Source organism: Stutzerimonas sp. (assembly GCF_982611455.1).
The window spans coordinates 11898-35454 of the sequence record NZ_CEXBBO010000003.1 but is presented as its reverse complement, the minus strand read 5'-3'; the positions used below and the strand labels follow the sequence as shown (position 1 = coordinate 35454).

The window sequence follows — 23557 nt, the reverse complement described above, 5'->3', positions numbered from 1 at the left end:
TGGCCGTCCTATGGAGTACCGGAATGCTTTGCCACGCACCTATAAGAAGAATATCGAGAGCAGTGGTTTTGCTGGGCCTGCTGTCCAGCCTTGCCGGTTGTTCGACCTGGTTCAGCGGCGATTTCCAGGATCCTCGTGTCCAGCTCACTAAGGTCGAAATCATTAAGGCCAGGTTGCTCGAGCAGCAATTCATGCTGCGCTTTCGCATCGACAATCCCAATGAGCAAAGCCTGCCGGTTCGCGGGCTGATTTACACCGTCCACCTCAACGATATCGAACTGGCCAGCGGCGAATCCAGCGGCTGGGCGACTGTTCCCGGTCATGGCTTCGAATACTATGAAGTGCCGGTATATACGAACCTCTGGCGGCACATGAAATACATCGTGCGACTCTTGGAGAAGCCTGACCGGCCAATTGCCTATCGTCTGGATGGTGAGCTGAAAACGGGCTTGCTGCTCGGTCGGGGCGTGCACATCTCCACCAATGGCGAGATAATCCCCGGCAACTTTATCCCAGAGTAGCAACCTAGATGAACCAGGAAACCCACGTACACGGTCCCGATTGCAATCACGACCACGACCACGACCACCACGTCCATGGCCCGCATTGCAACCATAGCCATGACCCGGTTCGCAATCCGCTGAAGGATGTCGGCCGCAACGACCCTTGCCCGTGCGGCAGCCAAAAGAAATTCAAGAAGTGCCACGGAGCCTGACCCGCTCATGACGTCCGTCGCTATGGCGCTCCTTTTTGTTGGCCTGCTGCTGATTGCGGCGTTGGCCGTATACGCCGTGAATCTCTGGCGCAAGGTTTGGCGCAGGGAGCAACAACTTGCAGAAATGCAGGCGCAGCAGCATGCGGCGCTTGCGGGGGACCTGCGGATGCTCGCCGGGAGCCTGCTCGATGAGCAGGTGCCGCTGATCGAAGGCGCGATCCGGATCAAGGTACTGCTGGATAACTACGACTCGAACCTGGGGCAGGATCCTCGCTGCCAGGTGTTCCAGGTGCTTTTCGAAGCGACCGAACAAGTGCCGAGGCATTCCGCCTGGAAGGCATTGGACAAGACCGAGCGCCGCCGACACGAAGCCAGCTTCAGTGCACTTGAGTTGCAACACAAAGCGGAGGCGCGCCGGTCCGCTCGCTGGCTGCTCGACGAGGCCTTGCCGAAAAATCGCGAAGCCGCCTGAGCGCAACGTCGTACCGCAGCACCCTCTATCCTGTCTATTTCTGTTATTGCCCGCCCGCGAAGGAGCCGTTGATGTCTCTGCGTCTGCCGTTTGTTCTGGTTCGTCTGACTCTGGGCGCTGCATTGGCGGCTGGCGGCCTCAGTGGCTGTCAGGCCTACCTGGATAATCGTTACAGCGACAGCCTGCCGCCCGCGCAAGGTGTCCAGGCGATTACCGGTTTGGACAAGAGTGTGAGTATCCGGCGCAATCCGCTGGGAATGCCGTTGATCGAGACGGCCACTTTTCACGATGCGCTGTTCGGTCTAGGTTACGTGCATGCTACTGACCGTCTAAGCCAGATGGTCGGATTGCGCCTCATGGCCGAAGGGCGTCTGGCGGAGATGGTCGGGCCCGGTGTGCTGGAGATCGATCGCTTCATGCGTGCGGTGAATCTTCGACAGAGTGCGGCGGTGCTGTACCGGGAAAGCTCGCCGCGGATGAAGCGTTTTTTCGAAGTCTACTCCCGTGGCGTCAATGCCTATTTGTTCCGGCATCGCGACAAGCTGCCGATGGATTTGGCCGCCGCGGATTACACCCCCGAATACTGGAAAGCCGAAGACTCAGTGCTGGTGTTCTGCCTGCTGAACTTCGGACTTGCGGTCAATCTGCAGGAAGAGATCGCATCGCTGGTCATGGCGCAGAAAGTGGGTAGCGATAAGCTTGCTTGGCTACTGCCGACCTATCCTGACGAGCCGTTACCCTTCGATGAGGCCGACAAGCTCGCGGGCTTGAAGTTGAGTGGTGAGATACCAGGGCTTGCTGCCCTTGACAACGCCGCGTCTGAGGTTGCTTCGCTGAATATGCTTGGTGTCGCTGCGTCGAACAACTGGGCTATATCGGGCAGCAACACCCGCAGCGGCAAGCCGCTGATGGCTAACGACACGCATCTGCCGCTGTCGATGCCCTCGTACTGGAACTTCGTGCAGATCCGCTCGCCGAAATTCCAGGCCGCCGGTGTGACTATCGCAGGGGTGCCCGCTGTGATCGCTGGCTTCAATGGCAAGCTGGGCTGGGGCATGACCATGGTCATGGGCGACACCCAGGACTTATTTCTGGAACAGGTAAGACGCGAAGGCGGACGCTTGTTGTACCTTGCAGATGGCAAGTGGGTGCCGGCTCGCGAGCGTCACGAGACGTTTTTCATCAAGGGTCAGCGCCCAATTCGCGAGACGGTCTACGAGACCCGCAACGGCCCGCTGCTGAACAGTGTGCTGGGCGAACGCAAGCATCCCTTGCAGCCGCTGCAACTGAGCAGCGGTTATGGGCTCGCACTGAAGACGACGCAATTCGAGGGCGACCGGTCGCTGGATGCGTTTTTCGACCTGATTCGCGCGCAGTCGCTGGACAAGGCCTTCGAGGCGACTCGTGAGATCCGCGCTGCGGCACTCAATATCGTTTTCGCCGATGCCCAGGGTACCGGCTGGCAGGTAACCGGACGCTATCCCAATCGTCGCGAAGGGCTCGGCCTGATTCCGTCGCCCGGCTGGGATGGTCGTTACGACTGGGATGGTTTCGCCGATCCGATGCTGCATCCCTATGACCAGGATCCGCAGCAAGGCTGGCTCGCGACGGCCAATCATCGCACCGTGCCCAAAGGCTACGGCATGCAGCTGTCCAACTCCTGGTATTACCCTGAGCGCGCCGAGCGCATTGCCGAGCTGCTCGGGCAGGGCAAACAGGACAGCCGCAGCGTGATCGCAATGCAATACGATCAGACGACAACATTCGCTGCCAAGCTGCAAAATATGTTTCGCGCACCGGGAATGGCGGAGCCGCTCAAGGTCGCCATCGATGCGCTCGCCGAACCTGCACGAAGCAAGGCGCGCGAGGCGTTGTCTCGTCTGTTGAGCTTCGATGGCAAGCTCGCCGCAGATTCCGCTGACGCTGCGCTATACGAGACTTTCTTGATGGAGTCGGCACGGCAGATCTTCCTCGACGAGTTGGGACCGGAAACCAGCTCCGCGTGGGAAGCGCTGGTAGAGACAGCAAACGCGTCCTACTCGGCGCAGGCGGATCATCTGCTCGGACGCGAGGACAGTCCTTATTGGAACGACCTGAGCACGCCTCAGCAGGAAGACAAACCCGCCATCCTGGCGCGCTCCCTGGCGGCGGCGATCAGTCGCATGGAGACGGCGCAGGGGCCGGATCGCAACGCCTGGCGCTGGGGCAAGCTGCACACCTATACCTGGCGGACGGGTACTACCCAGTTGGCCCCTTACATGCCCGCCAGCCAGCGTAGCGGAATCAATGCCATCAGCGGCTATCTGGACCGCGGACCGTTCGCAGCGGGTGGTGATCACAGCACGCTGAACGTCTCTGCCTACCGTTGGGGTGACAGTTTCGATACCTGGCTGATCCCAGCCATGCGCATCATCGTAGATTTCGGTCGCGACGAGCCGATGATCGGGCTCAACAGCTCCGGTCAGTCCGGCAACCCGGCCAGCCCACACTACGCCGATGGCATCGAGGCTTGGCTGAAGGGGCAGTACATGAGTTTTCCGTTCAAGCCGGAAAATCTGGACAAGGTCTACGGTAACCAGCGGTTGCTGCTCACTCCGGCGCGCCAGTAAGTCGCACCAAGCCGGCCAATGCCAGGCCGGCTTACTGTCAGTGATTCTCGCGCCAGTCGAAATCCAGCTGCCGGGCAGTGGCCTCGGCCAGTTCGCGGCCGGCGATTCGCTCGACCAAGTGCAGGCTCATGTCAATGCCGGCCGAGATGCCGGCAGAGGTCACGTAGCGTCCGGTATCCACCCAGCGGCAGTTCTCGACCACCTTAAGCAGCGGGAACATCGCCTTCAGCTCGGCGATGTCTTCCCAGTGTGTAGTCGCCTTATGGGCGTACAGCACATTGGCTTTGGCGAGAAGGAACGCGCCGGTGCATACCGAAGCGGTTAGCCCGGCCTGAGCGGCAATCTTCTCGATCCAGCGCACCACCTCCAGGTTCTCCAGTTCGGCTGTAACCACACCGCCGGGAATAATCAGCAGGTCAATCGGTGGGTGATTGGCGAAGTTGAAGTTGGGTTGCACGACCAGACCGGCCCTGGCGCGGACCAATCCCTTGCGTGCGGCGATGGTGAAGCTGGAAAAGGGCGGCGGGTTGCCCTCACGCAGGGCAACCCGCGTGGCGGTGGTAAATACCTCGTAGGGGCCGGCGAAGTCGAGGACCTCGACGTCGGGGTAAAGGTAGATACCGACGGATGTGGGCATGCAGCTACCAGTGCTCCTGTTGCGGTGTATGGCGAGCCAGCGGTTCGCGTGCTGGGCCGGAAGGTCGCTCGATAACCGGCCCAGGTAGGCTAGCTTGCCGTTCGCAGCACTTCCAGTATCGTGATGGAGTGTAGGTCAGGATAGTGCCAGCGTACCTCGACATCCCATAACCGAGTGCCGTAACGCCGTTCCGGCGTCGGTAACTGATAGGCCGGACGTGGATCCTGCGCCAGACATTGTTCGATCAGTTCTACCAGCGGCTCGCCAAGCCGCAGCGCTTCGCTGGAGGCCTGTTCCAGGCTTGCCGCGGTCCAATGCACGGCGATTGGTGCTGGCGCGGCGGTAGCCAGATCATTGCGCGCCCCTGCGATGGCGTCGGCATAAGGAACGTAAGGCTTGATATCCAGCACTGGCGTGCCGTCCAGCAGATCTATCCCCGACAGATGCAAACGGCCAGGCTCGATCCGCTCGAGTCTGACCACTGATTGCCCAATGCCGTTGGGCCGGTGAGTCGCGCGCGTCGCGAATACGCCAACCATACGGTTGCCACCCAGCCGCGGCGGGCGTACCCGCAAGCGTGGCTCGGCTTCCAGCGACTGATGGAAGAGAAACAGCAGCCAGACATGGCTGACCTGCTCAAGGCCCTCCAACGCGTGGGCCTGATCGAAGGGCGGAACCAGTTCGAGCACACCACGTGCTGCGGGCGCTAGTTGGGGTTGTCGCGGAATCGCGAATTTTTCCTTGAAACAGGAGTGGACGAAGCCAATGGGTGAAACGGAATAAGACATGCTATTGGCTGCTAGGAAAGAGCTGGGGTGGCCATCTTACCTGTTGCGGTGGCGGTACGTTTTGGACCCATCGCAACGCGCGTCAGTGAATGCGCAGTACGAGCGCAGCAAATCGGTCTGGGCTGAAACTGGCCCGGCGTCACCCCGGCGAAAGTCGAAGCCCGACCGGCGAGGCATGGCAGGTCAATCCAGCCGCGCCGACAGCATGGCCGCGTGCCGTCAGCAACAGGGCCCGCTAGCTGTGCAGGCCTTTGATGGTTGTCAGACGGCTTGGATCAAATCGTCTCGGCCCAGAGATCGTACTCGTCGGCATTGGTTACCCGAACGCGGACCTTGTCACCCGGCTGCAGTGAACGGTCGCTGTCGATGTAGACCATGCCGTCGATTTCCGGCGCATCGGCGTAGGAGCGTCCGATCGCGCCGTCTTCATCGACCTCATCGATCAGTACTTCGATTTCCTGGCCGATTTTGCGCTCCAGACGAGCAGCGCTGATGGCTTGCTGATGCGCCATGAAACGATCCCAGCGGTCCTGCTTGATATCGTCGGGTACTGGCTCCAGATCCAACTCTTCGGCCGGCGCACCTTCGACGGGGGAATACTGAAAGCAGCCAACGCGGTCCAGCTGCGCTTCGGTGAGCCAGTCCAATAGATATTGGAAGTCATCTTCCGTCTCGCCTGGGAAGCCCACGATAAAGGTCGAACGGATGGTCAACTGCGGACAGATTTCGCGCCACTTTTTAATGCGCGCCAAGGTCTTGTCCTCGAAGGCAGGGCGCTTCATGGCCTTGAGCACTTTCGGGCTGGCATGCTGGAACGGGATATCGAGATAGGGCAGCAGCTTGCCCTCCGCCATGAGCGGAATCACGTCATCGACATTTGGGTACGGGTAGACGTAGTGCAGGCGCACCCACACGCCCATGCTCGACAGCGCCTGGCAAAGCTCCAGCATGCGCGTTTTGACCGGCTGGCCGTTCCAGAAATCGGTCTTGTACTTCACGTCGACGCCATACGCGCTGGTGTCCTGGGATATCACCAGGATTTCCTTGACGCCAGCCTTGACCAGACGCTCGGCTTCGCTGAGCACGTCGCCCACCGGACGGCTGACCAGCTTGCCGCGCATGGACGGGATGATGCAGAAACTGCAGGTGTGGTTGCAGCCTTCGGAAATCTTCAGGTATGCGTAATGGCGTGGGGTCAGCTTGATGCCTTGCGGCGGAACCAGATCGACGAAGGGATCGTGATCGATGTTCGGTGGCACCACTTCATGTACCGCATTGACCACCTGTTCGTACTGCTGTGGACCGGTGACCGCCAGCACGCTGGGGTGCACATTGCGAATGCTGTCCTCGGCCACGCCCATGCAGCCGGTGACGATCACCTTGCCGTTCTCGGCGATGGCTTCACCGATGGCATCCAGCGACTCGGCTTTGGCGCTATCGATGAAGCCACAGGTGTTGACCACCACCACATCGGCATCCTGATAGGTGGGCACGATCTGATAGCCCTCCATGCGCAGCTGAGTCAGGATGCGTTCGGAGTCCACCGTTGCCTTGGGACATCCTAGTGAAACAAATCCGACGGTAGGTGCTTTGCTCATCGCGTAACCTCAGGACACCACGTAAAAAGGCGCGCGAGTATACAGCTATTTATGTTTCTTTCGGATTTCGGATGCCAGGCGGTACTCAACATGGACGAGGGCAAAGTGGTTTAGCCGCTGTGCGGGGAATCCTCCGACATGTACTGATCCAAATCAGCGATTTGCGAGCGATTGCGGCCCTGCTGCTTGGCTTTGTACAGAGCGCTATCGGCAAGCTTGAGGACGCCCTCGATGCTGTCGGCGTGCATTGGCCAGAGCGCGATACCCAGTGAAATGGTGAGGCGGCCCACCTGCGAAATTTCATCCTGTTCGACGCACTGACGCAGCCGCTCGGCAACCAGCACCGCCGATTCGAGATTGGTGTCCGGCAATAGCATCAAAAACTCCTCGCCGCCACTTCGGCATAGTGTATCGGCCCCCCGCGAGCAGGCGCTCATAAGCTGTGCCAGGTGTCGAATGACCTGATCCCCCGCGTCGTGGCCGTGACTGTCGTTGATGCGTTTGAAGTGATCGATATCCAGGGCGACGACGGCGAATGAACGGCCTTCGGCGCGCAGGGTATCCAGGGCAAGCGTGAGGCCGCGCCGGTTATGCAGGCCGGTCAATGGATCGGTCTGAGCATCGAGATTGAGTTTGCCTATGCGCTGGTGCAACAGGCTGATGCCCAGCTGCATGGCACGTTTGAGTTGCGCGGCCTCGAAATACCAGGAGCGGATGTGCTGGATTCGTTCGGCGCTGTTGGCTGCGTCCATCTCGCTTGCGCTTTTTGCCAGCTGCCAGAGTGGTCGAGAGACCAATCCTGAAAGCCACCATACGCCAAGAAATGTCAGCAGCGCGAGAGGAGCGGTCTGGCGCAGGACCTTTAGCATCAGGCCGTCGAGTGGGTGCAGGGTCGCTGCCGTGGGACGTTGCGCAATGATGCCCCAACCGGCTGTTGGCAGGGCTGCGAAACCGGCCAACATGTCGCGGCCCTGGCTGTTGATCACGCGTTGGCTGCCCGACTCGCCGTCGATTACACGGTCAATGACTTCGTTGTCGGCCACCACGGTGCCGAGCCGTTTGGGGTCCGGGTGATAGAGCAGCCTCCGGTTCTGGTCTACCGCGTACAGGTAGGAACCATCCTGGTAGTAGTGCGCACCGAGCAGGCTGTTGAGAATGCTTTCTTCCGTAAGGTAAATGGTACCGCCGACATAACCCAAGTAACTGCCGTTCTCGTTGAAGATCGGCTGCGATATCACCACTACCAGCTTGCCGGTCGCTGCAATATAGGGCTTGCTGATCGCTGCCCGACGCTCGTGAAGTGCTTCGAGTGCTCCTGGCGTATCGAGCTTCTGGCCGAGCAATTGACTTGCATTGGGCGAGGTTGCCCGTACAACGCCTTGTGCGCTGGTTATAACGATCGAGTTGAAACTATCCGTCTGCAATCGCAGGCGTCTGGTCTCGGCGCGCAACGCGGCATCGTTGTCGAATCGTTCAGCGATAACCGCTGCGCTGAAGGCCAGTTGTTGTTGAGCCGACCGGAAGAATCGATCAGTAATGTCAGCGAGCTTCGCCGCGTAGGCACGATTGGCCTGGAGCGTGCTGTCGATCAGCGATTCGCGCTGTACCTGATAGCTTGCATAAAAGCTGATGCCCAGCGTGATCAACCCGCTGAGTATCGCCAGCAGCACAATCAGCCGCCGCAGGTCCACGCGAAGCAGAGGAGCAAATGGCATAAATTCTGGTTGTTATTTAGGCATGAATTCGCCGCGCATGGTAGGTCGTTTAACCGCCTGGCTCCAGTTCAAACGATAGTTGGTGCAACGGGACGCTCTAGCAAGGGCTAGTTTTAGCCTGGCGCGACGAAAGGGAAACAGGCAAAAGGCCTGGAATCGGTGAGCTGAACCCTCCGCTGCATGTGCCCTGAACGCCCTTCCGCGGACGGTGACCAACGTATAGGCAAAGCAACGAATAGCGCAGACCCTTTTGCTAGTATGCGCGCACTGACTTGAACGGATGGCCGCTGTGACCGATACCTATACCTCCTCGCAAACGGGACCGGCCCATGTTCCTACCGGCGTACCGGGACTGGATGCTGTGCTCAAGGGCGGTCTGTTGCCGCGGGCGGTGTACATCGTTCAGGGCGGGCCAGGCGAGGGCAAGACGATTCTGGCCAACCAGATCTGCTACAGCTGGGCGGCTCGTGGAGAGCGCTCGCTGTATGTGACGCTGCTGGCTGAGACTCACCATCGCTTGCTGCGCCATTTGCAGAATATGGCGTTCATGGATAACCAGTATGCGGGCACATCCGTGGTCTACGAGAGCGCCTTCGATATCCTTCGCACGGATGGCCTGGAAGGCATCCTTCGATACCTGACGCGCAACGGGAAGCGCCAACAGGCATCGCTCATCGTCATCGATGGTTTGTTCGCGCTGGAAGAAAACGCCGAGTCGGAACGGGTGTTTCGAGAATTCATCAACGATTTGTCGATTTACGCCGATGTCGTCGGCTGCACGATATTGCTGCTGACCAATAGTAAGCGTGATTCTGGCTGCCCGGAATTCACCATGGTCGACGGCTGGTTGCACCTGGGCAGCGACGAGGACCAGTTTCGGACCTTTCGCTATCTGCAGGTGCGCAAGTTCCGCGGGAGCGATTTCATTTCCGGCCGGCACATGACCTCTATTACCGGCGCGGGCTTCCGGGTATTTCCGCGACTCGAGGCGGTTACCGGCGAGCTGGAATCCGCGCCGATGCGTGATCAGCGGCTCAGCACCGGTGTCAGTGGCCTGAACCACATTATCCAAGGCGGTATTCCTTTCTCGTCGACAACACTGCTGGTCGGCCCGACGGGCGTAGGTAAAACCACGTTGGGCCTTAGCTTCATCTGCCAGAGCAGTGAAGCGGAGCCAGGCTTGATCTTCGGTTTCTATGAAGATGCGCATCGTCTGCGACGTCGCGCCAGCGCGCTGGGCCTGAACTTGGGGGCGATGATCGACAGCGGCGTTGTGGAGGTTATTCACCACACGCCGACCGAGTTGTTGCAGGACCAACTGGCAGAAGAAATGCTCAACGCGGTCCGGCGTCGGGGCGTCAGGCGCTTGTTCATAGATGGCGTCGATGCGTTCAAGCAGACGGCCATCAATACTCAGCAGCTTGGTCGATTCTTCAGCACGCTGACTGCCATCCTTCGTTGCGAGGGTGTCACCACGGTATTCACCGCAGAATTGGCAGAAATCGTCGGAGGGGAAAATGGCTTGCGGTTCGCCGCGGTGTCGGCGATTGCAGAAAATATTGTGCTGTTGAGATACGCCGAACTCGAATCGCGGCTCTATCGGACCCTGGCGATTCTGAAGATGCGTGAGAGCGATTTTGATCCCTATGTCTATGAGTTCACCCTGGGTGCGGAAGGATTCATGCTCGGTGAACGTATGAAACGTACGGAGGGAGTAGTGGCGGGGCGACCGCACCGTCAGCCTACGTCGGGGGGCAAGGATGTCTGAAGAAGGCCGGGACGGGCTGGCGCCGCTTGTGCTGCTAGTCGAGGATGAGCTCGGGCTTAGCAAACTGATGGTGATGATCCTGGAAGGCGAAGGCTACCGGGTTACCGAGGCGGCGAATGGGTCGCAGGGTCTGGCTAAGCTTGAGCAGGAGAAGCCAGCTTTGATCATTACCGATTACATGATGCCGGAGCTCAACGGTTTCGAAATGGTTCGAACGATCCGCAGAAACCCGACTTTCGACGACGTTCCCATTCTAATGATGAGCGCCGCGCTGCCTCAGCAAATCCCCGGACGCGACCTCGTCGATCAGTTTCTGCCCAAAGGCACGGGGCTCGATGTGCTGGTGACAACCATTCGACGTCTTGTTGATGGCGATGCCGCCTCGGGCTCTCACGACAAATAGGGCGAGCTGTCATGCCGAACGGCTTGTCAGGGAGCAGGGCTGAGGTCCTCGCCTCTAACACGCTCGCGACTACCGGGTAGATAACGCTTAAGGCGCAATGCCGGCGACTCGATCAAATGCCAGGACAGCGCTGCGATGGCGATGCTGGCCGACAAGCTGATCGCCATGAACGCGGGTAGCGATAGGTGCGGGCTGAACCAGTGCATCAACAGCTGTTGAATCGGAAAGCTGAAGATATAGATGCCGTAAGAAAAATCGCCGTATTTGCCGAACCCAGAGAGCCGCGGAATTTTCAGGTGTGCCAGATAGATAGTGAGGTAGGGCAGCGTCAGCACATGGAAATACAGCCATAGCTCAGTTTTAGCACTGAGCAGCGACAACACCAGCAACGTCAGCGCGACCTTCCAGTTCCAGGGAAGGATTTTGCGATACAGATACAGCGCCGATCCGAAGAAAAAGAACATGCCCAGCCGGGTGGATTTGCGCAGGATGTCATTTTCCAGCCCCAAGTTCGGCGCCAGATGGAAATGGACCAATATGAGCGCTATGGGCACCGCCAATACGGCAATTCGTCCGAACAGCTTGAGCAAGCCCATCAGCATCAACGAGGCGTACATCAGCACTTCGTAGGGCAATGTCCAGACCGATCCGTTGACCGTGTTCGGGAACGGATTGTCGGCAAACACGCCCGGCAGATGAAATTGCGTCACCAGTGCCATGTTCGACAGATAGCGCATCGTTTGGCTGTTGAGCAGATATTCCGTCAGTGACAATCCGGTCGCCAACGGGCCGACAACCAGCACGGTGAGCAGTACCGATACGCATAGCGCCGGAAAGATCCGCAGTGCCCGTTTGACGGCGAAATCCAGCGCGCTGCGGCTGTTGATCCATGATGCGGCGATCAGAAAGCCGCTCATTACGAAAAACAGGTTCACGGCGACATCCGCGGTATCCATCGATCCGGTGAACAGCCGCACCGGCTCGGCATGGCCAATTCCAGACAGCCAGTAGCAGTGACCGATGACCACGGCCGATGCGGCAAAAAAACGCAAGAAGTCGAAGTTGTTTCCTTCTCGCTGAACCGCTGTGATGCCCATAACAATGTCCTCTGTGCCAACGCTACGGCTGGTCAACGCAACGGGAAGGTCTTGCTCATGCCTAAGGCACCGTTTTCGCCGTCATGGATGGCCTGCTCAATGAGCGTCAGGCGCTCACGGGTATTGCGAAGTCTCGCGACCAGGCGCAGCAGGGTGAGAAATATCGCGCGGTTGAGGCGATGCAGCCGGGGCGAAGCGGCCCAGATGTTCTTGTCGAACCAGGCCTGATTGCGCGCAGCGTAGTAGGCGCGAAAATCCGAATTGCCGAGCAGGAAGGTCTCGTAGATGTTCCGCGTGTGTTCCTTGATATTCCAGGATTGCTCGAGTTCGTCGATCACCGCGTCGGTGAACAGGAACAACCGACCACCGCCGGCGGTGATGCGGCGCGTGTATTCGGTGTCATCGACGTAAAGCACCAGTTCCTTCAAAGGCACGCCGATGCGCTGGTACAGGCTGCGGTGCGCCAGCATGCCGCCATAGGGGGCGAAAGGCAGGCTGATACTCGCCGGCCGCTTACCGGGTCGCTTGATCCAGGGCAGGCGGCGCCAGAGTTTGTAAGGCAATTGGGCGATATGAAAACCGAAGTAGCTGGAGCGCGGCTGGAGAATGTAGCGGGTCGGCACACCCTGGGCGATGTCCGCCTGCTGCGTCGCGCGATAGCCCAGCACCGCTACGCGATCTAAACCAAGCAAACCACTGAGGCGCTCGAGTTCACGATGCAGGATCGACACCGCTGCTGCAGTAGGAGCGTTGTCGTCGTCCATCATCCAGATGTAATCGGCCCCGTCTGCCAGCGCTGCCTCGATCGCCACGGCGTAACCATTGGCCGAGCCGGTATTGTGCTGCAGCTGAATCAGCTTCACCTGCTCCGGCCAACGCTCCAGCAGTTGCTCCAGCGGCGCGAGTGCGGCATTGCTCACCACAATCACCTCGCTGATTTCGGTAAAAGCCAATGCGCGCTCGATCAGTAGCTGCAGGTAGGCCAGCCGATCGCCATAGGTCACGGTCACCACGGTGGTTTTCGGAGTCATGAATTGTCTCGGTGTAATCGTGGGCATGGTCGCCGCGTCAGTAGGAACTCATCTGACGAAGCGTTTGCCGGGCTGCAGGAGGAAACGTGGGGCGTATTGCGGGTTTGCTGGGCGGTCAGACGTTCTTGGCGGCTAGCTCGATCGCTTCGGCGGGCACCGCTTCGGTCGGGGTGGTTTCGAGAATGTCGGTGTTGCGATCGTTGGTGAAAAAGGCGTGGAACACGCGGATCAGTTGATCGCTGCTCGGCATTTCCGGCGTCTCGGACGCCTGGAATATTTCGGTGTAGGAATAGCCATCGGCAAAAACCAGCGATTGCCTGTCTTTGTCTGCATTGTTCATGGTGCCTCCGAAGATCGCTAGGTTCAGAACGAGTAACGGATGCTGTCGCCAGACCGAATGTACTGGCGGCCCGAAAGCGGTCGCGCCAAGCGCACGGGCGGTGTGATCGTCATGGACTTGCTGGCGTCGCCGCAGGGCGTTGCAGCCTGGCGAATGCTATCGAAGATGATGATTCGGGGGTCCCGGTTGTTGGCACAGCTGGGTATGTCCACCGCAAAGCTTTCATAACCCTGGCGATACACCTCGCCGCCGGGTTGCTCGGATCCTTGGTTGGCACTCGTGGTCCCGCTGATCAGCAGGGCGATGCTCAGCGCGCAGGTGGTTTGGAAATGTTGAGTTGTGACGGCTGTGTTCATCCTTGAAACCTCGCAATTGAATAGAGTCCTGATTTAGGCGTGCTTCATTGGAACCGCCGCTGGATAGACCGGTGCGACGCTCACCGGCGTTACGGTTGGTCGATGCAGCAGCGCCTCCTGTCCTTGAAGCAAAGTAACTTCGCGAACTCTAGTATCGACAAAAGACTTAATCTCCTGCCTGAACCGTTCGGTTGAAAAGCGCTCCGCACTTGCGCGGCATGTCTCAGATCGGATGTGATGCGCTGCCGATTCGAACTCGCTGACCGCGGCGATCAGCGACTCCGGCGTCTGCTCGGTGTAGAACACGCCCGTGGGTTCGGGATGATCGAGGCCGCGTACGGTTTCCAGCACGCCACCCCTTCCATAAGCGATGACCGGCGTCCCGCAGGCTTGGGCTTCGATGGGCGCGATGCCGAAATCTTCCTCCGCTGCAAACACGAACGCGCGGGCGCGTTGCATGTGGTGCAGCAGCACCGCGAAGCTCTGATAACCCATCAGCGTCACGTTCGGCGTTGCGAGTTCCTTCGCCTTGTCCATTTCGGGGCCGGCGCCGATGACGATGAGCTTCTTGTCGGGCATCCTGGAAAATGCTTCGACGATCATTGGAATGCGCTTGTAAGGCACCATGCGCGACGCCGTCAGATAGAAGTCCTCCTTTTCCGTGTGCAGCGTGAACTGGCGGGTATCGACCGGCGGATAGATCACCGTCGACTCGCGCCGATAACTCTTGTTGATGCGCCGGCCGATGAAGTGCGAATTGGCGACGAAATCGTCCACGCCGCTGGCCGTGCGCTGATCCCACATGCGCATGTAATGCAACAGCATGCGCGCCAGCTTGGCCTTGAAGCCCCGGTCCAGGCTGGCCTCGTGCAAGTACTGATGCTGCAAATCCCAGGCGTAGCGGATCGGTGAATGCACGTAGCTGATATGCAGCTGGTTGGGCCCGGTGAGCACACCTTTGGCCACGGCGTGGCTGCTGGATATCACCAGGTCGTAGGCGGACATGTCGAGCTGCTCGATGGCCAGCGGCATCAAGGGCAGATATTTCTGATAGTGAGTCTTAGCCTTCGGCAATTGCTGAATGAAGGTCGTGGTAGCGCGTTTCCCGCCGAGGCTGGCGCGATCTTCGTCGGAGAGGAAATCGATCACTGCATACAGATCGGCGTCCGGCCAAGTCTCGAGTAGCCCGGCAAGTACCCGCTCGGCTCCGGCGTAGGTCACTAGCCAATCATGAACAATGGCAATTTTCATACGAAGACCTTTTGTAGGTTGTGGCATGGCAGCGGAATCAGCCGGCAGAAATGGCGACTGAAAAAATGGGTACGGCGGCCATCGCGGTGTGCTCACACTCCGCGTAGTTCGGCTGATGGGGCGGCTACTGGCGAAGGACTAGCTTTCTGGCGGGCTGAACGGCAGCTGGCGAAGGTCGCTATCACCGATGTACGGCACCCCGGTGAAGGCCTGATCGATCAGGCGAGAAACCTGCCGGGCCGATGAAATCCAGCAGAAGCGGGCGACGTTCGCCCTGCCGCGGCGACGCAGGTCATTGCGTAGCGACTCGTCCTGCAGGACTCGTTTCATGCAGTCAGCGATATCCCGTACGTCCAGCGGATCAAAGTACAGCGCGCTATCGCCCAGCACCTCTGGAATCGAGGCGGCACGTGCGGCGATCACCGGACAGCCACATGCCTGCGCCTCGAGCGGCGGAATGCCGAACCCTTCATAGACGGAAGGAAACACGAAGGCCGTGGCGCCCTGATAGGCTTTTACCAACTCCTCGTCGGTAAGCCGGCCAAGCATGCGGATGCGTCGGCTGCCGCCGACATCGTGAAGGCTGCCTGAGAAGATCCGATTCGAGTCGCCGATGATGCGCAGCTCGACGTCGTCGAGGCCCTCCATCCTTAGAAAGGCCGCCACCATCCGGGCGAAGTTTTTGTGTGCGCTAGGCGATGAAACCGCTAGCAGATAGGGCGTCGATCTATCGTCGCACTGCGCTGCGCAGAACGGTTGAAAACGCGAATCCACGGCGTTGGGCACCACACAGATCTGGCGCGCCGGATAGCCGTAGAAGCGAGCTATCTCTTTGCGGGAAAATTCACTCACGGTAATCAAGGCCTTGATTCGCTTTAGCAATACCGGCGTCAGGCGGCGATAGGTGGTTCGGAAGGCTTTCGAGTAGCTTTCCGGATGTCTGACATAGGTAATGTCGTGATGGGTCGCGATTTGGTTGCTGTACGCCAGCGGCGCGGTATTGCACAGCGAGACCAGCGGCGGGCTGCCATTTCTAGCCAGCCACAACGGGAGGTCAAGCTGTTCCCAGAGGTGCCCTTTGCGTCGACCTATCCGCTGCACCTGTAGCTGCTCGGCGCTGTCGTGCAGGTGAATGTCGTGCGGCGCGACGAACACCAAGTCGTCGCGCAGCCCTTTGAGTTGCAGACAGATCTGCTCCGCGAAACGCTGCACTCCACGTATCTCCTGGGTAAGAAAGCGGGCGTTGATCACGATCATCTAAAAATCCTCCCTGCAAAAATCTGTTCATAAACTGCGATCCGTGAGTGGGCTGGAACGAGTTGGCCTGCCGAGGCTGATGATCTTTGGGAAGCCGTCGAGCTCGACGCGGGCGGTACAGTTATCCGCGGTCGCCGGGCATTCCCATGCCGTACCACCCGCGATACGTCCTTGGTCAGGGCGCGCGGTGTCGATCAGTTCCAGCTTGCCGGGTGTTTTGCCTATGGATTCGATGCTGACCGAGCGAGGTTTGTCGGTGCTCCACGCGATCAGAAGCTGTTCTTCAGCGTTGCCGAAACGCAACAGAACGGTGTCGTTCCCGGATTCGCTGGCATGCTCAAGGAATGGATAGTCGTGGACGATTGGGCTGATCGCTGTGAGCACCTGATACGCCGGCTTTGCGACGTAATTCTGGCGCAACAAGCCGAAATTGTGCTCTCGCTCGCGCTTGTCTGTGCCGTCGTTTCTAAAGTCGTACCACCAGTACCCCTTAACGTTGGGCAGTGTTCTGGCGAGAAAGAAACTGCGTGCCAGATAGGCTGCCTGCAGGCTTTCGTCGATTCCGCAGGCCCCCTCGTGAGCGGGCCAAGCCATCTCCGTGAGATACAACGGCACTGGCTGACCGGCGGCGCGGGACAGTTCCATATCCACCTCGGCGAGCCATTCGATCCAGGCTTCGGGCGTGTTCTTTCCACGGCCACGGCAATGCACGTATGGATGCAGCGAAATGCCGTCGATCGATTGCATGACCCCGGCCTCGATCAGGCGCAGGGCGAAACCGGACTCGATTCCTTTGGTCGTCACCGCGCCCGCTAGAACCTTGGCGGCCGGATCATGCTGGCGAATGATGCCCGCCGCATCGGTGATCAGGCGGGCATAGTCTTCGGTGAACTGCGGGTCGGTCGGATTTTCGACGTCCCACTCGTTCCAGACTTCGTAGTGTTTGATTCGACCGCGAAACTGCTGCGCGACGAAGGCGACATAGCGATTGAACGCGGTGCGTACCGGTTCGCTGCGCGGCTTTTCACCGTCCCCATGAAACCTGTTGCCATAACCGAGAATGAACAGGCTATCCAGACCCTGCGCTTCAGTACCGGCCAGGTAGGTGCGCCAATGCGGTTCCACCTTCAATTGATTGCGGTTGCGTTCGAGGAATGCCCAATGCGCATCGGTTCGTACCGACTCGATACCCGCATCCCGCATGAGCTGGTTGCCCTGGCTGCGGCTATCGCGATAGTGCAGATCGTGCGAGCAGACCCCGATGATGAATGGGTCTTCTTGTTGCTGTGCCGGCGCATGCAGCGCCAGGCCGGACATGACGGCGATCAGCGTCAGATGGCGAAAATTGAGGCGGGTGCTCATGGCAGCTTCCGTTGCTAGGGGCGAAGGTTGTTCAGGGCCGAATGGCTGGTCCAGTTTCGATCTGGCTGTAGCGCGTGCCTTGTGGGGCGTCCCGTGGCGTAAGGACATGGGCGATGGCCATGCCGATGAATAGGGTGGCGGTGGCTACCTCCAGCACGTCGGTGGCCCAGCCGATCAGGCATATACAGAAGACGATGCCCAGCAGTGCGTCGCGAATGCGCGAGCCGCGGTCGTGCAGGCGCAGCAGCAACGGGAACAACAGCAGATACAGCAGCACGCCGAACACCCCGAGCATTCCCCAGAGATACAACGCCGTGTTGTCAGCGACGCTCAGCAGTTCCAGCCAGGCCAGTGGAAAGGTAGCGGCCGCTCCTCCCACCGCGCCGAAGCCTGCACCCCACCATCCCCAGCCCTCGTTGACGATTACCTCGATGAAGTTGGGCCAGCTATTGATCAAGCGGTCGTTGAATGATGACAACAGGCTCTCGCTGTAGGCTTCGCTCTGCGGAATGTTCAACAGCAGGCTGATGACCGGCAACGCCAGCCCCACCATCACCGCAATGAAGAATGCCGTGGCGCTGGGCATGCGATAGCCGGCGAGAAACAGCATCATCAGTGTCAGCAGATAGGCCGCCGCGGTGGATTTATTGGTGGTGAGGAAGATCGCGCCGAAGGCCAGTGGGTAAAGCATCATTCGCAGCAATCGCGACTGCAGAAATGCCGCGAGAAACAGGCTGTACAGCGCGATCATCACGGCCAGGCTGGTCGACATGCGGGCGAATCCGGCGAGACGATCGATGCTGCCGAAGGCCCAGGATCTGTTCCCGCTCAACTCGACGTCACCCATCATGTAGCTGTAGCCCTTCCATGGGACGCTGGTGAACATGTCGAGCGCGATGCCAATCAGCGAGGCGACCAGGCATAGCCCGATGACCCATCCGAGCAGCTCGACCCTGCGTTCCACATAACTGCCGCAGACCAGCCCGAACAACAACGGAATGTAGATGAATACGCTGAAGGCAATGTTGCTAGGCGAGGCCCCGTGAAGCAACGCCAGCAGGCTCGAAACCACTAATGCGAACAGGACCAACCAGGCGCCGGGCTTGATTCGGGCGCGTGGCAGCTCCAGCGCCACTGCCGCCACGCAGGCCAGTTTCGGCAGGTAGAGCAGGGCGGAGATACCGGCTATATCCAGGTAGTAACGCAGCGCCCCGGCAAAGGTTTCGCCGATAAGCAGCGAGGCTGCAATCAGCGTCAGCACCGTCGGCTTGTCAATCGCCAGCGGGCTCGACCTGTGTTGCGCAATAATCAGCGAACTCGGAATCATCGTGGGCTCTCCGGCCGTGCAGCGTGGCATGCAGGATCGACTGGTACTGATCGAGCATCCGTTCCATATTCAGAAAAGGGGCGACGCTGATGCGCGCCTGCTTGGACAGTCGCTGACGCAGGCCGCTGTCCAGGTACAGCCTTAGCATCGTCCGGCCGAGCGAGTCGGGATCATGCGGCGAGCAGAGCAACCCATTGACGCCGTCCTGAATGATTTCCGGCAGCCCGCCCATGTTCGTCGCGATGACGGGCAGATGGTCGGCGCAAGCTTCGATGGCAACCAGTCCGAAGGGCTCGGCCCAAATCGACGGCACCACCAGCACGTCGATGTTGCGCATGAAGGCTCCCGGGTCCTGATAGCCGACGAACCTGACTTTGCCCGGATCGGCCATCGCCTTGATCTTCGCTTCGTAGTCCAGCTTGCCGCGGCCGGCGATTTCCAGCGTCGCGTCGATGGAGAGCGCCTGGAATTGCTCGATCAGCCAGCCCACGCCCTTGTTTTCCGAAAGCGTACCGATGTAGCCGAAACGCAGCAGGCCGCTGTGGCTCGGGCGCGGCGCAGACGGCGCACTGGCGCTCAGCGTGGTGCTGTTGTGTACCACGTGGCGGCTGGCCTGGCCGAAGTAACCGTGGCCAGTCACGCGATTCAGGACGAAGCGGCTGACGCCAATCACCGCCGCGACCTGGGCCGACGCCGCGGCATGGTGCTGGCGGAAGGCCGAGCACGTGCCGCACTGGCGCTCGCAGCTGCGGCCCTTACTGAACATCGTGTCCTTGGGGCACAGCAGGTACAGGTCGTGTAGCACCTGAATGATTGGCAGGCCAGCCGCACTGATTTCGTCCCATGCCGACACCGACCAGCCGGTCAGGTTGTTGCAGACCACCAGATCGGGTCGTTCGCGGGCAATCACCTCGCGAACATGCTGGCGCATGCTGCGGTTGTAGCGATCCCGGTAATGCCAGCCGAGGCGCAGCAGCCGATTGGGTCGGGTCTGGGTGAAGTGCCAGTAGAAGTTGTGCAGGCCGGCGCGGTAGATCCGCACGTCACCGTGCGTTTCCTCATGCAGCCCGGACTCGGGCCCGGTGACCAGTACCGCGACCTCGCAACCCCGTCCCTGCAGCCCTTCGGCCAGCTGGCGTACGACGATTTCTGCACCACCGCCGATATGGGGCGCATACAGGCTATGCAGCAGAAGAATCTTCATCTGGCATCCCTCCAGTTCGATCAATCGGCGGGCCAGGCTGTGGCGAGCATGGCTTGCGATGCGTAACCGTTGAGATAGCGCGTGGGTACGCGGACCTTCTGCTCGCGCTGCAACAGGTTCAGCAGGATCACCGAGCGCGCTTCACCGTCGGTGCTGATGAAAATCGCCTCGATATCCTGAAAACTGCCGCCATTGAGCTGTACCCGTTCGCCGGGTTTGAACCGTGGCGCTTCGGGTTGTGGCTGTTCGACCGCAAGGCGCTGGCGTAGCTGTTCGATCAATTCGTCCTTGACCGGAGTCGGTTCTCCGCCGAAGGAGACCACACGAGCGACGCCACGGGTCGAGCGGATCGGATACCAGTTGTCCATCTGCCGGTCGAGACGGATGAACAGATAACCCGGAAACAGTGGCTCTTCTGCCTTGCGGTTGGATGATCCGCGCTGCTTTTGCGGGCGGTAGCACTCGAAATGCTGACGTCGAAGATTCTCTTCGGCGCGGGCTTCCTGGCGTGGTTTGGTCTGGATCAGGTACCAGCGTGGGTTGCTGCTAAGCGCTGCCATGTGATTGCCTTCCGTAGTGAGTGATGCTGATGTCCGTTTTCGCGAAAGTAGCGGCTATGCCCGTTGAAGCGTGGCCTGCTGCTCGATGCCTTCCACCAGGGAAAAGCGCTTGAGCAGGGCTTGCGCGTCGCTTTGGCTGTTGAACATCAGTACGTCGATGATCGAAAGCGACGGCACGAAGGGCTGGTTGAGTTGCGGGTAGCTCAGGTCGTCCATACGCATAAAGCGCAGCATCAAGCCGTGCGCTTTGAAAAAAGCAGGGCAATAGAGCTCCATGCCGCCAATGGGGTTGATATACAGCTCGGCGTCCAGCTTCCGCGCGATGCTGATGACCCGCTCCTGCTTGTCCATACGTGCCGGCAGTCCCAGTTCAGACCCGATGCGTATCGGTGTCTGAATCTGCAAATACGCGCAGATTCGGCGAATGGAGTGCTCGGTGAACCGCGCCAGGTTGCGCTCCGGATACGTCAGGATCTGGCGTACCAGATCGATCACCGCGGCTTTGTACGGGGCGCGGGAATAGGCGCGTTCCAGCGTCTTCAGAAGCCTTTCCGCGTCCCGCGAAAAGTCATCGCACAGCCAACGTTGGTTGATCTGGTCGCACTGATTGCCCTTGCGCAGCGGAAAAGTGATCAGCGTCGGCTGCCCGCCCATCAGTATCCGGTTGCGGTTTATCCAGGAACTCTTGATGTACTGGAGATCATCGCCCAGCACGAAGGCATCACTGCGGGCGATCAGCTGAAAGTAGCCGAGGTAGGGGAACAGGTAGGGTTGCATCATGGCAGCGGTTCTGAGCACGGCATTTCCCTCGCAGGTGTCAGGCTTTCTGAGAATAGCTGTAATAACCGTATGCACCGGTTTCATAGGCGGTGCTTGATGCTTTGCGTTTGACACCGTTGAGAATGGTGCCCTTGAGCAGCACGCCGTTCTGCGCTAGCCGCCGCTTGGATGCCTCGATCTGGCTTGCGGTGCTCAGGCCATAACGGGCCACCAGCAGGCTGGTGCCAGCCAGTTGCGCGACCAGCACCGCATCGGTGACGGCGAGAACCGGTGGCGTGTCGATGATGATGAAGTCGTATGCTCGCTCCGCCTCCTTGAGCAGCTTGGCGAAGTTGTCGTGCATCAGCAGCTCGGACGGGTTCGGCGCGGAAAAACCGCGGGCAATGAAATGCAGGTTGGCCTGGTCGGTTTTGTTGATTACCGCAGCGAGATGCAGACCACTGGCCAGCGCATCGGACAGGCCACTGCGCGGCGCCATGCCAAACATGCTGGCGATATAACCGCGACGCATGTCGGCATCGATCAGCAGCACGCGTTGGCCGGCTTGAGCGATGACCGACGCCAGATTGCTTGCGACGAAGGACTTGCCCACCGAGGGCGTTGGGCTGGTGATCACCAACACCTGATTACGTGCTTCGAGCATGGCGAATTTCAGGCTGGTGCGCAGGCTGCGCAGGGACTCGATGGCCAAATCCGCCGGGTCGGCACCGCCCAGCAACTTGCTCCTGCCGTCGCGTATTTTGCGCAGCCGATAAAGCTGTTCCTGTTTCGGCGAGAAGGGCAGTGCGGCATACACCGGAATACCCAAGTGCTCGATCGCCTCCGGGTTTTCGACGCCGCGATAGAACACCTGGCGCAGCAGGATCACCATTGCCGAAACCAGTAGTCCGACGAAAATCGCGACCAGCACCACCAGTGGCTTGATCGGTTTAGCCGGCCTCTCCACCACCGAATAGGCGCTGTCGATGATGCGCACGTTGCCGATAGTACCGGCGCGCAGGATGTCCTGTTCCTGAGCCTTGTCCAACAGCAGGGTATAAGTGCGGGTCGTGACTTCCATGTCACGGTTCAGGCGCAGCAGCTCCTGCTGGGTCATCGGCAGCGTATCGATCTCGCTCATCAAAGCGGCCTTTCGCGCCTCCAACTGATCGATCTTCTTCATCAGTGTCTGGTAGGTCGGGTGCTCCGGCGTATATAGCTGGTTGTATTCGGTGCGCTTGAGATTGTGCTCGGAAATCTGTGATTCCAGCGCGACGATCTGATCCAGTACGCCCTTGGTCTCGATGCTGATGTCCACCGACTGCGCGCTGGTTTGATAGTCGTTGAGTGCCGCCTCGGCCTTTTCCAGTTCCTTGCGTACCAACGGCACCTGCGAACGCAGGAATTCCAGGCGCTGTGCGGCCTCGGCGGAGCTGCGTTCGATGTTCTGACGCACATAGAGGCGACTGATTTGGTCGAGTACGTGGTTGGCCTTGTCCGGGTCCGGGTCTTCCAGAGTGAGGTAGATGATTCCCGAGTCTTTGCCGGCTTCGCCCACTTTGAGGCGCTTCTGGTAGCTCAGCGCGGTGGTTTGCGGGCGGCTTCGTACGAGTGAAAACTCCGTACCGGGGCGGGCCTTTAGTTCGGCGATCTGAACTCGGAAGCCTTCGTGCTGCACCGCTTCATTGGTCTTGCCGCGCAGCAGCAGATGCTCGTCCTTGTCATACAGGCTGAAGGCGCCCGCACTGCCCGCACGCAATGTCAGCTTCTCGCCCAGGTAGGCTTCGGGCACATCCAGCTGAAACACATCCAGCTTCTCGCCGCCCCAGGCATAGCTATCCATGCCCAGCAGGGGCGCGGCCAATTCGCCGTCCTCAGCCGGATCGTGCAGGCGCGCCAGATAACCGCCGAGAAGCGGCAGGTACTTGGGGCGAGCGGAAATGTAGAGCTTCAGGGCGTTGACCGTACGCCCGAGAACCGAGCGTGACTTGATCAGTTCTATCTCGGTCACGGCCTGGGAAACCGAGCTGGATTTTGCGATCTCTGGAACGCCGGCGATACCGGTCTTCTTCGGCTCGATCTGGATCATCGCGCTGGCCTGGTAGATCGGCGTCGCGACAATCGCATAGGCGACGCCGAGCAGGGCGAAGAAGGTTGTGATGGTGAAAATCAGTGCCTTGTGATCAAAAGCTACGCGCAGAATACGCGCCAGGTCGATGCGATTGTCCGCGTCATATTCCAGCGAAGAGCGGTTCATGGCAGTCATACGGATCCTTCCTTGAGTGTTGCGCTATCGATACGGCAGCGT

The 23557-nt window shown here is 59.6% G+C and carries 22 protein-coding genes; 6 read left to right on the top strand and 16 right to left on the bottom strand.

Annotated features, from left to right (window positions below):
* Positions 1–23: 23 nt before the first annotated feature.
* The 4 genes from AC2LD7_RS02520 (at position 24) to AC2LD7_RS02505 (ending at position 3796) form a co-directional block, all read left to right on the top strand.
* A complete protein-coding gene (locus AC2LD7_RS02520; protein WP_484596286.1) occupies positions 24–521 on the top strand; it encodes an LEA/WHy family protein in 498 nt (165 codons plus the stop codon).
* Between the two features lie 8 nt (positions 522–529).
* Complete coding sequence (locus AC2LD7_RS02515) at positions 530–715, top strand: SEC-C metal-binding domain-containing protein (protein ID WP_484596285.1); 186 nt, start codon at positions 530–532, stop codon at positions 713–715.
* 7 nt (positions 716–722) lie between these two features.
* Positions 723–1187: a DUF2489 domain-containing protein gene (locus tag AC2LD7_RS02510; RefSeq protein WP_484596284.1), complete on the top strand. Its 465-nt coding sequence runs from the start codon at positions 723–725 to the stop codon at positions 1185–1187.
* 71 nt (positions 1188–1258) lie between these two features.
* Positions 1259–3796 carry a penicillin acylase family protein gene (locus AC2LD7_RS02505; protein WP_484596283.1) on the top strand — a complete coding sequence of 846 codons (2538 nt, stop codon included), beginning with the start codon at positions 1259–1261 and terminating at the stop codon, positions 3794–3796.
* Positions 3797–3833: 37 nt separating this feature from the next.
* Here the strand turns inward: AC2LD7_RS02505 and AC2LD7_RS02500 are convergent, their stop codons facing one another.
* The 4 genes from AC2LD7_RS02500 to AC2LD7_RS02485 form a co-directional block, all read right to left on the bottom strand.
* Positions 3834–4433, bottom strand: a complete 600-nt coding sequence (locus AC2LD7_RS02500) for a DJ-1/PfpI family protein (RefSeq protein ID WP_484596282.1) — start codon at positions 4431–4433, stop codon at positions 3834–3836.
* A gap of 89 nt (positions 4434–4522) precedes the next feature.
* Complete coding sequence (gene tsaA / locus AC2LD7_RS02495) at positions 4523–5221, bottom strand: tRNA (N6-threonylcarbamoyladenosine(37)-N6)-methyltransferase TrmO (protein WP_484596281.1); 699 nt, start codon at positions 5219–5221, stop codon at positions 4523–4525.
* Between the two features lie 275 nt (positions 5222–5496).
* Entirely contained in the window at positions 5497–6819 is a 1323-nt protein-coding gene (rimO, locus tag AC2LD7_RS02490; protein WP_484596280.1) for a 30S ribosomal protein S12 methylthiotransferase RimO, read from the bottom strand.
* 110 nt (positions 6820–6929) lie between these two features.
* The gene (locus AC2LD7_RS02485; protein ID WP_484596279.1) at positions 6930–8534 is read right to left on the bottom strand and encodes a sensor domain-containing diguanylate cyclase; all 1605 of its coding nucleotides are present in this window, start codon (positions 8532–8534) and stop codon (positions 6930–6932) included.
* A 289-nt stretch (positions 8535–8823) separates the two neighbouring features.
* Here AC2LD7_RS02485 and AC2LD7_RS02480 point away from each other — a divergent pair, with 289 nt between their 5' ends.
* Both AC2LD7_RS02480 and AC2LD7_RS02475 read left to right on the top strand, forming a co-directional pair.
* The gene (locus AC2LD7_RS02480; RefSeq protein WP_484596278.1) at positions 8824–10302 is read left to right on the top strand and encodes an RAD55 family ATPase; all 1479 of its coding nucleotides are present in this window, start codon (positions 8824–8826) and stop codon (positions 10300–10302) included.
* A complete protein-coding gene (locus AC2LD7_RS02475) occupies positions 10295–10705 on the top strand; it encodes a response regulator (RefSeq protein WP_484596277.1) in 411 nt (136 codons plus the stop codon). Before AC2LD7_RS02480 ends, AC2LD7_RS02475 begins: the two co-directional genes overlap by 8 nt.
* A 26-nt stretch (positions 10706–10731) precedes the next feature.
* Here the strand turns inward: AC2LD7_RS02475 and AC2LD7_RS02470 are convergent, their stop codons facing one another.
* The 12 genes from AC2LD7_RS02470 to AC2LD7_RS02415 all read right to left on the bottom strand — a co-directional run bounded on the left by AC2LD7_RS02470 (position 10732) and on the right by AC2LD7_RS02415 (position 23515).
* Positions 10732–11802 carry an acyltransferase family protein gene (locus AC2LD7_RS02470; RefSeq protein ID WP_484596276.1) on the bottom strand — a complete coding sequence of 357 codons (1071 nt, stop codon included), beginning with the start codon at positions 11800–11802 and terminating at the stop codon, positions 10732–10734.
* Between the two features lie 32 nt (positions 11803–11834).
* The gene (locus AC2LD7_RS02465; protein WP_484596275.1) at positions 11835–12833 is read right to left on the bottom strand and encodes a glycosyltransferase; all 999 of its coding nucleotides are present in this window, start codon (positions 12831–12833) and stop codon (positions 11835–11837) included.
* A 115-nt stretch (positions 12834–12948) separates the two neighbouring features.
* Complete coding sequence (locus AC2LD7_RS02460) at positions 12949–13173, bottom strand: hypothetical protein (RefSeq protein ID WP_484596274.1); 225 nt, start codon at positions 13171–13173, stop codon at positions 12949–12951.
* A 23-nt stretch (positions 13174–13196) separates the two neighbouring features.
* A complete protein-coding gene (locus AC2LD7_RS02455) occupies positions 13197–13529 on the bottom strand; it encodes a hypothetical protein (RefSeq protein ID WP_484596273.1) in 333 nt (110 codons plus the stop codon).
* A 33-nt stretch (positions 13530–13562) separates the two neighbouring features.
* The gene (locus tag AC2LD7_RS02450; protein ID WP_484596272.1) at positions 13563–14780 is read right to left on the bottom strand and encodes a glycosyltransferase family 4 protein; all 1218 of its coding nucleotides are present in this window, start codon (positions 14778–14780) and stop codon (positions 13563–13565) included.
* A 138-nt stretch (positions 14781–14918) separates the two neighbouring features.
* Positions 14919–16037 (bottom strand): glycosyltransferase family 4 protein, encoded by a 1119-nt coding sequence (locus AC2LD7_RS02445; protein ID WP_484596271.1) that lies wholly within the window; start codon positions 16035–16037, stop codon positions 14919–14921.
* A gap of 27 nt (positions 16038–16064) precedes the next feature.
* Positions 16065–17399 (bottom strand): hypothetical protein, encoded by a 1335-nt coding sequence (locus AC2LD7_RS02440; RefSeq protein ID WP_484596270.1) that lies wholly within the window; start codon positions 17397–17399, stop codon positions 16065–16067.
* A gap of 31 nt (positions 17400–17430) precedes the next feature.
* Entirely contained in the window at positions 17431–18723 is a 1293-nt protein-coding gene (locus tag AC2LD7_RS02435; RefSeq protein ID WP_484596457.1) for a hypothetical protein, read from the bottom strand.
* Entirely contained in the window at positions 18671–19930 is a 1260-nt protein-coding gene (locus AC2LD7_RS02430) for a glycosyltransferase family 4 protein (RefSeq protein ID WP_484596269.1), read from the bottom strand. Before AC2LD7_RS02430 ends, AC2LD7_RS02435 begins: the two co-directional genes overlap by 53 nt.
* Positions 19931–19950: 20 nt before the next feature.
* Entirely contained in the window at positions 19951–20490 is a 540-nt protein-coding gene (rfaH, locus tag AC2LD7_RS02425) for a transcription/translation regulatory transformer protein RfaH (RefSeq protein WP_484596268.1), read from the bottom strand.
* Between the two features lie 54 nt (positions 20491–20544).
* Positions 20545–21288, bottom strand: coding sequence for a WbqC family protein (locus AC2LD7_RS02420; RefSeq protein ID WP_484596267.1), 744 nt, complete (start codon positions 21286–21288; stop codon positions 20545–20547).
* Positions 21289–21307: 19 nt separating this feature from the next.
* Entirely contained in the window at positions 21308–23515 is a 2208-nt protein-coding gene (locus tag AC2LD7_RS02415; RefSeq protein WP_484596266.1) for a polysaccharide biosynthesis tyrosine autokinase, read from the bottom strand.
* Positions 23516–23557 lie beyond the last annotated feature (42 nt).